10 protein-coding genes and 1 tRNA gene are annotated in these 13217 nt (G+C 60.2%); 5 read left to right on the top strand and 6 right to left on the bottom strand.

Going from position 1 to position 13217, the window contains the following annotated elements; all coding sequences use genetic code 11:
* Positions 1 to 41 precede the first annotated feature (41 nt).
* Positions 42 to 1082 carry an NADP-dependent oxidoreductase gene (locus tag E5180_RS01485; RefSeq protein WP_138922838.1) on the bottom strand — a complete coding sequence of 347 codons (1041 nt, stop codon included), beginning with the start codon at positions 1080 to 1082 and terminating at the stop codon, positions 42 to 44.
* Between the two features lie 160 nt (positions 1083 to 1242).
* On the opposite strand from E5180_RS01485, the gene E5180_RS01490 reads away from it, so the two are divergent.
* Positions 1243 to 2028 (top strand): inositol monophosphatase family protein, encoded by a 786-nt coding sequence (locus E5180_RS01490; RefSeq protein ID WP_138922839.1) that lies wholly within the window; start codon positions 1243 to 1245, stop codon positions 2026 to 2028.
* 62 nt (positions 2029 to 2090) lie between these two features.
* Here E5180_RS01490 and E5180_RS01495 read toward each other — a convergent pair whose 3' ends face one another.
* From E5180_RS01495 to putA, 3 genes are all read right to left on the bottom strand, one after another.
* Complete coding sequence (locus E5180_RS01495; protein ID WP_138922840.1) at positions 2091 to 2462, bottom strand: GFA family protein; 372 nt, start codon at positions 2460 to 2462, stop codon at positions 2091 to 2093.
* Positions 2459 to 3202: a rhomboid family intramembrane serine protease gene (locus E5180_RS01500; protein WP_138922841.1), complete on the bottom strand. Its 744-nt coding sequence runs from the start codon at positions 3200 to 3202 to the stop codon at positions 2459 to 2461. The genes E5180_RS01495 and E5180_RS01500 overlap by 4 nt, the downstream gene beginning before the upstream one ends.
* 68 nt (positions 3203 to 3270) lie before the next feature.
* A complete protein-coding gene (gene putA / locus E5180_RS01505; protein WP_138922842.1) occupies positions 3271 to 6690 on the bottom strand; it encodes a bifunctional proline dehydrogenase/L-glutamate gamma-semialdehyde dehydrogenase PutA in 3420 nt (1139 codons plus the stop codon).
* Between the two features lie 128 nt (positions 6691 to 6818).
* On the opposite strand from putA, the gene E5180_RS01510 reads away from it, so the two are divergent.
* The 3 genes from E5180_RS01510 (at position 6819) to E5180_RS01520 (ending at position 8840) form a co-directional block, all read left to right on the top strand.
* Positions 6819 to 7274, top strand: a complete 456-nt coding sequence (locus E5180_RS01510; RefSeq protein ID WP_138925080.1) for an Lrp/AsnC family transcriptional regulator — start codon at positions 6819 to 6821, stop codon at positions 7272 to 7274.
* Between the two features lie 95 nt (positions 7275 to 7369).
* Positions 7370 to 7456: transfer RNA gene (locus tag E5180_RS01515), tRNA-Leu, on the top strand.
* A 148-nt stretch (positions 7457 to 7604) separates the two neighbouring features.
* Entirely contained in the window at positions 7605 to 8840 is a 1236-nt protein-coding gene (locus tag E5180_RS01520; RefSeq protein WP_138922843.1) for a GAF domain-containing sensor histidine kinase, read from the top strand.
* 92 nt (positions 8841 to 8932) lie between these two features.
* On the opposite strand, the gene metG is transcribed toward E5180_RS01520, so the two are convergent.
* Together metG and E5180_RS01530 are read right to left on the bottom strand one after the other, a co-directional pair.
* Entirely contained in the window at positions 8933 to 10645 is a 1713-nt protein-coding gene (metG, locus tag E5180_RS01525) for a methionine--tRNA ligase (protein WP_138922844.1), read from the bottom strand.
* A 55-nt stretch (positions 10646 to 10700) separates the two neighbouring features.
* A complete protein-coding gene (locus E5180_RS01530) occupies positions 10701 to 11930 on the bottom strand; it encodes an MFS transporter (RefSeq protein ID WP_138922845.1) in 1230 nt (409 codons plus the stop codon).
* A gap of 166 nt (positions 11931 to 12096) precedes the next feature.
* Between E5180_RS01530 and E5180_RS01535 the strand changes: the two genes are divergently transcribed.
* On the top strand, positions 12097 to 13134 hold the full coding sequence (locus E5180_RS01535) for an aldo/keto reductase (RefSeq protein WP_138922846.1): 1038 nt from the start codon (positions 12097 to 12099) through the stop codon (positions 13132 to 13134).
* The last annotated feature ends 83 nt before the right edge of the window (positions 13135 to 13217 follow it).

Raw genomic sequence — 13217 nt, forward strand, 5'->3', positions numbered from 1 at the left:
GGGTATGGGGCAGGGGCGCGTGCGCCCCCGCCTATGTGGTATTAGCCGACCTTAACGATGGCCTTGCCTTGGTTGCCGCCGGTCAACAGGTCCATGAAGGCTTGTGGCGCGTTTTCGAGGCCCTCGGTGATGTCCTCTTTCACCGCGATGGAGCCATCTGCCACTTTGGGGGCTACTTCCTTGAGGAAATTGGGGAAGTTGTTCCAGTGGTTTGAAATGATGAAGCCATTCACGCTGAGGAAGTTCACGAGGATCGTGCGCCACAGTTTCGGCGCGGTCAGCGACTCTTCGGCAGCATTCGCGCCCAACCCACCGGCGTTATACCATGCGATCATGCCGCAGATCGGGATACGCCCGTGCGGGTTCATCATCGGGATAACGGCCTCGAGCACTTTGCCGCCGACGTTTTCAAAGTAGATGTCGATGCCTTTGGGGCAGGCGTCTTTAAGCGCGGCGCGCAGCGATTTCGCGTCATCATAGGCGCGGTGGTCAATGCATTCATCAAAACCGAAGTGGTCTTTGGCCATGGCGCATTTGTCCGCGCCGCCCGCGATGCCCACAACGCGCAGCCCGTGCGACTTGGCGATCTGGCCAACCATAGACCCGACGGGGCCGGTTGCAGCGGCGACGACAAGTGTTTCACCCTCCTTTGGGCGACCATATTCCATCAAACCTTGCCATCCGGTAAATCCGGGCATGCCCAAAACGCCAAGCGACGTGGTGATCGACACCTGATCAGGATCGACTTTGCGCAGCTGGTTGGCGGGCAGTACGCCGTGCGTGGCCCAGCCCAGCATACCGAACGCATGGTCGCCCGGTTTGAAATCGGGGCTGTTAGAGGCGATGACCTCTCCGACCGAACCGCCCTCCATTGTGCCGCCGACCGGCACCGGTGCAGCATAGGATTTCGCGTCATCCATGCGGCCGCGCATGTAGGGGTCAAGCGACATGTATTTGATGCGGACAAGCACTTCGCCGTCGGCAGGCGTGGGCACAGGGCCCTCTTCGAGGCGGAAGTTATCGGCCGTCGGGGCCCCGTCAGGGCGCGATGCAAGCACAATTCGTTTCATCTGGTCGGACATTTTGCTTTCCTCCTTAGCAATGTTTCTGGGACGTTATATGTTAATCGAAGGCAGGCAAGGGAACCGTGCGCGCCACGTTGCGTCAGATGATGCTGCCCCCTTGGCAAATGCCGTATGGGGGCTTATACGCACGGCCTGATCCATCAAAGGACACGGAAATATGGTTGGCAGTGCAAATCTAAACATCATGATCAAGGCGGCCCGCCGTGCGGGGCGCGGACTGGTCAAGGATTTCCGTGAGGTCGAGAACCTTCAGGTGTCCATGAAAGGTGCCGGCGACTTTGTCAGCCGCGCTGATATTCAGGCCGAACAGACGCTGAAAGCCGAACTGATGAGCGCGCGCCCGACCTATGGCTGGTTGGCCGAGGAAGGCGGCGGCGAAGAGGGGCAAGACCCCACACGGCGCTGGATCGTCGACCCGTTGGACGGCACCACCAACTTTTTGCACGGGCTGCCGCATTGGGCGGTCTCCATCGCGCTAGAGCATAAAGGCCAGATCGTTGCTGGCGTTGTATTCGACCCCGCCAAGGACGAGATGTTCTTTGCTGAAAAGGGTGCCGGTGCGTGGATGAACGAAGGACGTCTGCGCGTCTCGGGCCGTTCGCGTATGATTGAATCGATTTTTGCCACCGGACTGCCTTTCGCCGGTCGCGCAGATTTGCCAGATACCTTGCGTGATCTGGGCCGCATCCTGCCGGTCTGCGCCGGTGTGCGCCGTTGGGGCTCTGCCGCGCTGGATCTGGCCTATGTGGCCGCCGGTCGCTACGATGGCTATTGGGAGCGCCGGTTGAACAAATGGGATGTGGCAGCGGGCCTGTTGATCGTGCGTGAAGCCGGTGGCATGGTCGAGCCACTGAATCCTGAAGGCAACATTCTGGACGATGGTGAAATCGTCTGCGCGAATGAGGCGCTGTTCAGCGGATTTGCGAAAATCGCACGCGGTTGATCCGGTTGCCGGGGGCGGGATGCCTTCGGCGAGGATTTATACCATTTGGAAGCACCCGTCGGCTATTTATCTGACGGGTGGTTTATGCCGTCGCTGTAGGGGATCGGTTCCTGCGTCCAGGGCGTGGCCCCTTCGATACACCCCAGATTGACCCCGCATTGCGCCGGGTCGGATCGTCGCTGGTGGTACATATAGATGCCGCAAATCTTACAGAAATAATGCTTCGCCGTATGGGAGCCCCAGGTGTAGAGCGTCAGATGCTCTGCGCCTTTGGTTACCTTGAGCGCACTGGTGATTGCCGTGACGGCCGGTGCCGCGCGGCGGCGGCAGAAGGAACAGGTGCAGCGCGTGGCAGAGGCCAGCCCGTCTGGTAGGGTGGCGGTGAGGGTGACACTGCCGCAGTGACAGGCCGCGGTGTGGGTGCTGGCGGTCATTTGCGTCTTACCTTTGGGATGCGGCTGGCACTTGCGGGATAGGTCGCTTGCGGATGCGGCGGGTGCCCATCGGTGGTCGACCAGAACTTTGGCCCACCCAACCGTAGCCAAAGCGGAATGGTGAGAACCATCCCCACGATAAACCCGCCAGCATGGGCCCAATAGGCCACGCCGCCGACAGTGGGGTCCGCCCCGACGCCGCCGATAAACTGCATTCCCAGCCACAGGCCCAGCATGATCCATGCGGGGATCGGGAAGATACGGAAGAACACAATAAAGATAATCAGGATGTCGACTTTGGCTTTGGGGTACAGCAAGAGGTAGCCGCCCATCACACCTGCGATCGCCCCAGAGGCGCCAACCGTAGGAACTGGCGAATAGGGGGCCGAGATTACATGGGCCAGTGCCGACAGCAGGCCGCAGGCGAGGTAGAACAGCAAATAGCTGCCGTGGCCCATCTCGTCTTCTATGTTGTCACCGAAAATGTAGAGAAACAGCATGTTACCGGCCAGATGCATCCATCCGCCGTGCAGGAACATTGAGGTGAAGATGCCGGTATAGCCGTCCCCCGTAGTGACGCGGCCGGGGATGAGCGCCCAGTCGAAAAAGAAGATGTTGAGCGCGCGGTCGTCGCTGAACAGCCCGACATAACTGAGGAAAACGCCAATATTCACCGCCATCAGCAGGTAGGTGACATAGGGCGTGCGGCCGGACGGGTTGTGATCGCGAATGGGGAACATGGGCTGACCCTTAGCCATTGCGCGGGCGTGGTCAAGGGCGGGCGTCGGAACGCCCGCCCTTGGTCAGATCAGCCGGCAGCCCCCAGAAGCTGCGCGTTCCCGCCGGAGGCGGTGGTGTCGACGCAGACGTGACGTTCTGCGCGGACACGGGCGGTGTCAGGCAGCCCGCGCAGCAAAGGGATGATCGGCCCGTCGCGTTCAGACAGGGCTTGCTCCAGTTTGCGTGCGGTAGCCTCGTCGCCCCACCATAGGACACCACCATAGGCCGGGCCATTGGTCAGCGCCGTCGCATCGATGCTGCCCGAAAGTGCGACCGCATTGCCGCCAAGGGCCGTGACGGCGCGGGCTTGCTCTGCCGCGGTGTCTTTTCCCGGGCCCATGCACAGCAGCGCCGGACGCGGCAGGGTGCTGAGCCGGTTGGATTCGCCCGTGGGCCCCGGCAGGGTGATGGTTTCGAGGAAGGCTCCGCTGTGACCCGGCAGACGGGGCAGGTCGCTTTGTGTGCTGTCCCATGCTTCCTCTACCACCTTGAGGTCGGGCGCGCTGAAGCGGGGCAGGTAGTTCGGCCCACCTGCTTTTGGCCCCGTGCCTGAAAGACCTTCGCCGCCAAAGGGCTGGCTGCCGACGATCGCGCCGATCTGGTTGCGGTTGACGTAGATGTTACCCGCCTCGATCCGTTCAGAGATATGTTGCACACGGTCGTCGATCCGTGTGTGCAGGCCAAAGGTCAGCCCATAGCCGGTCGCATTGATGGCATCGACGACCTTGTTCAGCTCGGTTGCCTTGAAGGTGGCGATATGCAGAACGGGGCCGAAGATCTCGCGCTCCAGATCGGCGATGCCCTTCACGCGGATCATTGTCGGCGCGATAAAGGTGCCGGCAGTCGGCGCTGTGAGCTCGGCGATAACCCGACCGTCAGCGCGGGCGGCGTCGATGTGGTCGGCAATGCCTTGCTGCGCGGTGTCATCGATCACCGGCCCGACATCGGTCGAGATCTCCCAAGGGTTGCCCATAACCAATGCGTCCATTGCCCCTTCGAGCATTTCGATCACGTCTTCGGCGATGTCTTCCTGAACATAGAGGCAGCGCAGGGCAGAGCAGCGTTGCCCCGCCGACTGGAACGCACTTTCGACGATTGATTGCACAGCCTGTTCGGGCAGGGCAGTGCTGTCGACGATCATGGCGTTCAGGCCGCCGGTTTCCGCAATCAGGATCGCGCCGGGATCGCAATGTTCGGCCATAGCGGAGCGGATGCGTAGCGCCGTGTTGGTCGAGCCGGTAAAGGCCACCCCGTTGATCCGCTTGTCCGAGGTCAGTGCCGCGCCGACGTCGCCGCCACCGGGCAGCAGTTGCAACGCGTGACGGGGGACGCCAGCGTCATGCAGCAGGGTCACGGCAAGAAAGGCAATCAGCGGGGTCTGTTCCGCCGGTTTTGCCAGCACCGCGTTGCCCGCTGCGAGTGCCGCGCTGACCTGCCCGCAGAAGATCGCCAGCGGGAAGTTCCAAGGCGAGATGCAGGTAAAGATGCCAGCAGGGGGCGTGTTGGTCGCCTGTTGTGCGTAATAGCGCAGGAAATCCACCGCTTCGCGCAATTCTGCCACGCAGTCGGGCAGGCCCTTGCCGGCTTCGCGTGACAACAGGGCAAAGATCTCGCCGTAGTGGGATTCCAGCATATCTGCCGCGCGTAACAATACCTCGCGGCGTTCTTCCAGCGGGGCGTCCCACACGGCGGCGTTGTCGAGTGCTTTGGTCACGTCTGCCTCGGAGGCATTGCGCACCGTGCCGGGGCTGCGACCAGAGGCAGCGGGGTTGATCAAGCGCACGGCTTTCTTGGGCTTTGCCTCTCCGTGCAGCAGGGGCACGGCGGCCCAGCGGTGTGCCTTCCACGGGGCACGGGCAGATTCGATGACATCCAGTGTCGGCGTGTGCATCAGATCGAACCCCATCGAATTCACACGCGCAGGGGCATAAAGTTCGGGGCCTGTCGGGATGTGAAGGCCGCTTTCGGTAAGATTGTCGAACGGGTCAGCGGCGACGACTTCGGGGGCCACGTCTTCATCGACGATCTGGTTCACAAAGCTCGAGTTTGCGCCGTTTTCCAGCAAGCGACGTACGAGATAGGCCAGCAGATCGGCATGGGCACCGACGGGGGCATAGACGCGGCAATGGGTGCAGTGTTTCTCCATCACGATGTTATGCAGGGTCTCGCCCATGCCATGCAGACGTTGGAATTCGAACTTCTCTTTGTCTTCGGCCATGTGCAGTACAGCAGCGACCGTATGGGCGTTGTGCGTGGCAAACTGCGGATAGATCCGGTCTGTCATGTTCAGCAGTTTGCGGGCGTTGGCGATATAGGACACATCGGTTGCGGCTTTTTGGGTGAAGACGGGGAAACCTTCGACGCCTTTGACCTGCGCGCGTTTGATTTCAGTGTCCCAATAGGCCCCTTTGACAAGGCGGACCATAAGCTTGCGGTCATGGCGGATCGCCATATCGTATAGCGCATCGATCACCACGCCGGCGCGGGGACCGTAGGCTTGTACCACGATGCCAAAGCCGTCCCAGCCGGACAGGGCAGGTTCGGACAGGACTTTTTCGATCACATCCAGCGACAGACCCAGACGGTCGGCTTCCTCGGCATCGACGTTCAGGCCCATGTTGGCGGATTTCGCCAGCAGGGCAAGGGCCCGCAGGCGCGGGACCAGATCGCGCATGACAGAGGTCTCTTGCGCCACCTCGTACCGCGGATGCAGCGCCGAGAGTTTGACCGAGATGCCGGGGTTCTTGCGGCTGTCCTTGTGAATGCAGGCGGTCGCGATGGCAGAGATCGCGCGGCTATAGCTCAGGTGGTAGCGTTTGGCGTCGCTTTCGGTGCGGGCGGCTTCGCCCAGCATATCGTAGCTATAGGTATAGCCCTTCTTTTCCATGCCCTTGGCGCGTTCCATCGCGGCGTTGATGTTTTCGCCCAGAACGAACTGGCGGCCCATTTCCTTCATCGCGCGGCTGACGGCAGTGCGGATCACCGGCTCACCCAGACGTTTGATGGCGGCGCGCAGGTGGCGCACGGGGCCAGGTTGGTCATCGTCCAGCACGCGGCCAGTCAGCATCAACGCCCATGTCGACGCATTCACCAGCGGCGAGGTGGAGTGCCCCATGTGGCGCCCCCAATCGGACGGTGCGATCTTGTCCTCGATCAGCGCGTCGATGGTTTCGGCATCAGGCACGCGCAGCAGCGCTTCGGCCAGACACATGAGCGCGACACCTTCGTCGGTGGACAGGCCATATTCGGCGAGAAACACTTCCATGATACCGGGGGAGGTGTGGCCTCGGATGTCGCGCACGATCTGTGCGGCGTCTTTGGTGATCTTGACCCGTTCCTCTGGCGACAGATGCGCGTTGCGCGCCAGTTCACGCAAGACGTTGTCTTGGTCGGTGTAGGTGCCTGCGTCGATCTGGTGGCGCAAAATAGGGGACGAATCGCGTGCCATTAGGTACTCCAATTAACAATTGCTGTAGAATAGCGCGTGAATAGTAGTATTAGTTCCTGATTCCGGCCAGATTGGTGGGTAAACCGCTTTATTATTGGGCCTCCTACGTGACAAACGACGACTTCAAAATGGACCGCTTCGATGCTGCGATTCTCTCGGTTCTGGCCGAAGACGGTCGCATCAGTATCACCGATCTTGCAAAGCGGATCGGCCTGTCTAAATCCCCCACCCAAGCGCGGCTAAGACGGCTGGAAGACAGCGGCATAATTCTGGGCTATCGCGCCCTGTTAGACCCGATACGTCTGGGGCTGGATCATGTCGCATTTGTCGAGGTCCGTCTGGAGGACACACGCGAAGTCGCCCTGCGGGCCTTCAACGAGGCCGTGTGCCGTGTGCCTGAAATCGAACAGGCGCATATGATTGCGGGCAATTTCGATTATCTGCTGAAGGTGCGCACGCGTGACATGGCGGCCTACCGTCGGTTCTTGGGCGAAACCGTCACCACGCTGCCCTATGTCGCCAACACGTCGACCTATGTCGCGATGGAAGCGGTCAAAGAAATCATGCTTGCGGATAAGACCTGAACCATCCTCTTTCATGAGGCGATCTGACGTTTGAACCGCCAAGACCGCATCTGACCATTTACACCGCCCGCAAGCTGGCTATTGTGCGCGTCGATGCGGGCGTGATGGAATGGTAGACATACCAGACTTAAAATCTGTTGGGCCTTGTGCCCGTGTGGGTTCGAGTCCCACCGCCCGCACCACCCTGTAAATTATATATTTTACTTGCTTGCACGGCGAACTATATTCACACCGTAGCCGATTAAAGCGGTATTTCGAGTATGATGTGGGCCATTGTTGCCGTACGCCCAAGAATTATGGTAAGCGGCGAAAGTTAACGGGGAGGTCCCATTGGGCGACGAAACGCAGCTACGCGCGACTATTCAGGACCATGCCGCCTATTTGTTGGGCTCGCATGATTTCCAATATGACATTGATGTGCTCGCAGGCAGTGAAACGGTTGGGACGCTGCTGGAAACGGTGATGTTGGCCACCAACATGCGCTTTGCCGCTGTGGCACGTGTGACGGCGGACCGATGGGTGGCCTGTCGCACGGTGGACGAGGTGAATTTTGGCCTCTCGGCTGGGGACGAGATCGGGATCGATCATACCTTTTGCCAATCTGTGCACGAAACCTCGGAAAAGGTCCTGTTTAACGACGTTGCGACGGATGATGTGTATCGCAACCACCCGATTGCAGCGCGGTTCGGCATTGTCAGCTATGCCTCTATTCCTATCAAACGCAGCGATGGGACTTTCTTTGGCACGCTATGTGCGATCGACACCGAACCTCGCGATGTAAAGAACCCGCGTGTGGTTGCGATGCTTGAACTTTTCGCGGACACCATCGGCCGCAGTCTCGAGACCGAAGAACGTCTTGAGGCGCAAGAACAGCTGGTCGAGCACGAGCGCCAGATGGCCAAAATGCAAGAAGAATTTGTCGCGGTTCTGGGACATGACCTGCGCAATTCAGTCGCAGCGATGAACGCCGGCGTGCGTCAGCTTGACCGCGAGCCATTGTCGGATAAAGCGCGCAAAATTCTGCCGTTGATGGGCTCTTCGATCCACCGCATGAGCGAGCTGATCGAAAATATCATGCTACACGCAAAGGCACGGCTTGGCGGTGGCATCCGTATCTCGGCCACGCCTGATGCGCCCTTAAGTGACGCATTGCACCAGATCGTCGAAGAGGTGTGCGCAACCGTCCCTAACCACAAAGTGACGATAGATTTGCAGTTTGATCGACCTGTCAGCTGTGACGCCCCGCGTGTTGCGCAGGCGGTGTCGAACCTGCTGTCCAATGCCGTGCGCCATGCTGATCCCGGGACTGAAATCGCAGTTTGCGGGCGCGTCAGTGATGCACAGGCAGAGGTTACAGTGTCAAATCATGGCCGGCCGATCCCTGACGGACTGAGACAGAAGCTGTTCCAGCCCTATCAGCGCGGCGACGATCCCGCCGGAGAGGGGCTGGGCCTTGGCCTTCATATCGCGTCGTCGATTGCGATAGCGCATAGCGGACAGGTTGATGTGACCTGTGAAAATGGCGTCACGACATTTATTTTTCGCCTGCCGTTGCTCGCCGCTTAAATAGGGCGCGGGTCGGGGCCGCTTGGGGACATACGAAAAAAGGCCAGCGCACTGCGCTGGCCTTTGTCATTTTCAAAGCGTGGTGCGTAGGCTCAGCTGCGCACACCGGCGAATTTTTCCGCCCATTCATCGCGCTGTTCGTCCGTGATTTTTGCGAACAGGACTTCTGGCACTTCAAAGGCGTGACCGGGGGCCAACTGTGCCAATGCGGCGGGCACATCGTCGGGCCAAGCTGCGTTTTCAACCTTCATGCTCTCTAGCATGCTCGCCGCGGCGGTGGGGATGAAGGGGGCAGAGAGAACGGCATAGAGCGGGATCAGGTTCAGCGCCAGACGTACCTGCGCGGCTGCTTTGTCAGGGTCCGTCTTAAAGGTCGTCCAAGGGGCCTGCGCCTGCAGGTATTCGTTGCCCGCGGCCCAGATCGCGCGCAATTCGGCGGCGGATTTGCGGACCTCCATCGCCTCCATCGCGGTTTGATAGCGGGCAACACGTTCGGTCAGATCCGCGATCAGCGCATGTTCTTCGGGGCCGTACTCGCCCGCTGAGGGGACGTCTTCGCTGAACTTCGAGCGGCAGAATTTGGTGATGCGACTGATAAAGTTGCCTAATACATCCGCCAGATCCTTGTTCACGGAAGACTGGAAATTCTCCCATGTGAATTCGGCGTCCGAGGTTTCGGGCGCGTGGGACAGCAGCCACCAGCGCCAGTAGTCCGCCGGCAGGATTTCAAGCGCCTGGTCCATGAACACACCGCGCCCGCGCGAGGTAGAGAACTGGCCACCGTCATAATTGAGGTAGTTGAAGGATTTGATGTAATCCACAAGCTTCCACGGCTCTTGCGACCCCATAATCGTCGCCGGAAAGCCGAGCGTGTGGAAGGGGACGTTGTCCTTGCCCATGAACTGGGTATAGCGCACGTCGTCCGCGCCCTTGTCGGTACGCCACCAGCGTTCCCAATCGGTGCCTTTTCCAGCGTCGACCCATTCCTGCGCGCAGGCGATGTATTCGATGGGCGCGTCGAACCAGACGTAGAACACCTTGCCCTCCATGCCCGGCCAATCGGTATCGCCGCGTTTGACGGGCACACCCCAGTTCAGGTCGCGGGTGATGCCACGGTCCTGAAGACCGTCGCCATCATGCAGCCATTTCTTGGCAATAGAGGTGGTCAGCACGGGCCAGTCGGCCTTGCTGTTGATCCATGTATTCAACTTGTCCTTCATCTGCGACTGGCGCAGGAACAGATGCTTGGTCGCGCGCATCTCGAGGTCGGTGGCACCGGACACGGTGGAACGCGGGTTGATCAGGTCTTCGGGGTCGAGCTGTTTGGTACAGTTGTCACACTGGTCGCCGCGCGCGTCTTCAAAACCGCAATTAGGGCAGGTGCCTTCGACATAGCGGTCGGGCAGGAAACGCCCGTCTGTTTCGGAATAGATCTGCCGCTGTTCGACTTCTTCGATCAGGCCTTGGTCATACAGGGCTGCGGCGAAATGCTGGGTCAGCACCTTGTTTTGCGTGCTGGACGACCGGCCAAAGTGATCGAATGACAAGCCGAACCCGTCGGCGATGCGGGCCTGCACCTCGTGCATTTCCGCGCAATATTCGGCAACAGGTTTCCCCGCCTTGGCCGCGGCCAGTTCAGCCGGCGTGCCGTGTTCATCCGTGGCGCACAGGAACAGCACTTCGTGGCCGCGCCCGCGCAGATAGCGGGCATAGAGGTCCGCAGGCAGTTGGCTGCCCACAAGATTACCCAAATGTTTGATCCCGTTGATATACGGAATGGCGGAGGTGATAAGGTGGCGCGTCATGACTTGGACCCCGAAACTGCTTTTGCACGTCTCTAGCGCAGCGGCGGGGCAAGGGCTAGGGGGCGTCGCGTTCGCGACTGCGGCGCATCAGGCGGCCAATGGTGAAAGACGTGCGCGGCGCATAGACATAGGGGGTGCGTTTTGTCGCTGTGGGGCGCGCGCGCATGCGGGTCAGCCCGAACAGAACCAGCCCCCCATGCCCGACCGAGATCATGGTGAACAGCGCCGCGGGACCAAAGCCTTCGATCAACACCGATGCCAGATAGGGTGCAAAGATTGCCCCCACGGCAAACCAGAACATCAAGGCTGCTGACAGCTCTACCCGTTCGGAGCTGTTGGCAAAGTCATGGGCGTGGGACGCCGCGACGGAATAGATCGGAAAGGTCGTGAGGCCAAAGAAGCTCGCCGCGAGGAACACCGCCTGCGTGCCCATGCCAGCCGACATAACAGTTACCGCGCAACTAACCATCGACGCCGCCGACAGCCAGATCAGCACCCAGCGGCGGTCGAATTTATCGGCTAGCCAGCCAACTGGGAATTGCGCCATCGCGCCCCCGAGCACGAAGGCCGACAGAAACCACGCGATCTGACCGGCGGTAAGCCCGACCTCTTGCCCGTAGATCGGCCCGACCATCCGGAAGGATGCGCTCGACAAGGCTGCGACGACCACCGCAGCAACCGCCAAGGGGGACCGCTGGATGGCCAGCTTGGGGCGCAACCGTCCCTTTTCAGGGGTTTCGGGCTGGGGCAGGCGGGTCAGCACCAGCGGGATCAGCGCGGCACAACACAAGATCGCCAACAGGTTGTAAGACACATAGGATGCAGGTGCGAGCACGCCGATGATCATCTGCGCCGCCAACGACCCGCTGGTGTCGACAACGCGGTACGCCCCCATGGTCCGGCCGCGGGTCTCGTTGGTGACCTTGGCTTGCAACCATGCCTCTACGACCGTGTAACACCCTGCAACGCAGAACCCCGAGGCGACCCGCATCAGTGCCCAGGCATAGGGGTCCAGCACCATCATATGCGACAGCAGCCCAATCGCCCCTGTCGCAGTAAAGGCTGCAAAGGCGCGGCTGTGGCCGACGCTGCCCAAAAGACGCGGCGCGCCCCAGCAGCCCAGAAAGAACCCCACGAAATGCGCCGACCCCAACAGGCCGATCTGCTGGTTGGTAAAGCCCAACTGGATGCCCGACAGCACGTCCAATGGCCCCACACCGCCCGACGACAACTGTAGCAAAATGACAGATAAAAAGAGAGCGGCGAAGGAAATGAGCAGGCGCATATCGTGATACTCTGTGCTCTTTTTCGGGCGAAACCAACGGCCAAAACGACGTCTGTGCGACAATTTTCGCCATCGGGCATTTGCGCGGCTTCGGTGCCTCTAAAATGCGCTTGCGGTGGCAGTGCGGAACAGAAAGGTTAGGCGCAAATCTAAACGAGGAATTCCGATGCAAAAGAACATACTTGGCCACACTGGTATCGAAGTGACAGATTTCTGTCTGGGCTCAATGACTTGGGGGACGCAGAACACCTCTGACGAAGGTCATGCCCAGATCGAACGCGCGCTTGATGCGGGGATCAACTTTATTGACACCGCCGAGATGTACCCGGTCAATCCGGTCAAAGCCGAAACCATTGGCCGCACCGAAGAGATCATCGGCGAGTGGATCGCAAAGACCGGGCGTCGCGATTTTGTGCTGGCGACGAAACACTCAGGCGCGGGGGCACCGGTGCGCGACGGCGCGGGGATTTCATCCGACACGATCCGCAGCACGCTTGAGGCGTCATTGACGCGGATGAACACCGATTACGTCGACCTTTATCAATTTCACTGGCCCAACCGTGGCAGCTATATGTTCCGCAAGAACTGGGACTATGACCCCTCGTCGCAGAACCGCGCAGAGACGATGGCCCATATGGAAGACTGCATGGGCGCGCTGCAAGACGAAGTGACCCGCGGCACCATCCGCGCCTTCGGGCTGAGCAACGAAACCGCTTGGGGTCTGACGCAATGGGTGAATGCTGCCGAGCGGACAGGCGGCCCGCGTCCGGTCTCTGTGCAGAATGAATATTCGCTGTTGAACCGCATTGCCGATAGCGACGTGGCAGAGACATGCCACAACGAAGAGATTGGCATGCTGTCCTACTCTCCACTGGGGGCAGGTCTGTTGACCGGCAAGTACCAGAACGGCGCGATTCCCGAAGGGTCGCGGATGGCGCTCAACGGGGATTTGGGCGGGCGCAAGACAGACCGGGTGTTTGTTGCCGTAGAGGATTATTTGCAGATTGCGCAGAAACACGGGCTGGACCCGGTTCAGATGTCGATGGCGTTCGCGCGGCAACGGCCCTTCATGGCTTCGGTGATCTTTGGCGCGACGTCGCTTGACCAGCTAGAAGTTATTCTGGGGGCCATCGACTTGCATCTTGATGACGAGGTGATGGCCGATCTGGATGCCGCCCACAAAGCCCATCCGATGCCCTTCTGAACCAACGCAGCCCCAGCCCCGATACCACAGGAGATTTCGATGCCGCCTACCATGAACAAGGACGTATTCATCCCGTGTGGCGT

This window comes from Sulfitobacter sp. BSw21498 (assembly GCF_006064855.1).
Classification (GTDB): Bacteria; Pseudomonadota; Alphaproteobacteria; order Rhodobacterales; family Rhodobacteraceae; genus Sulfitobacter.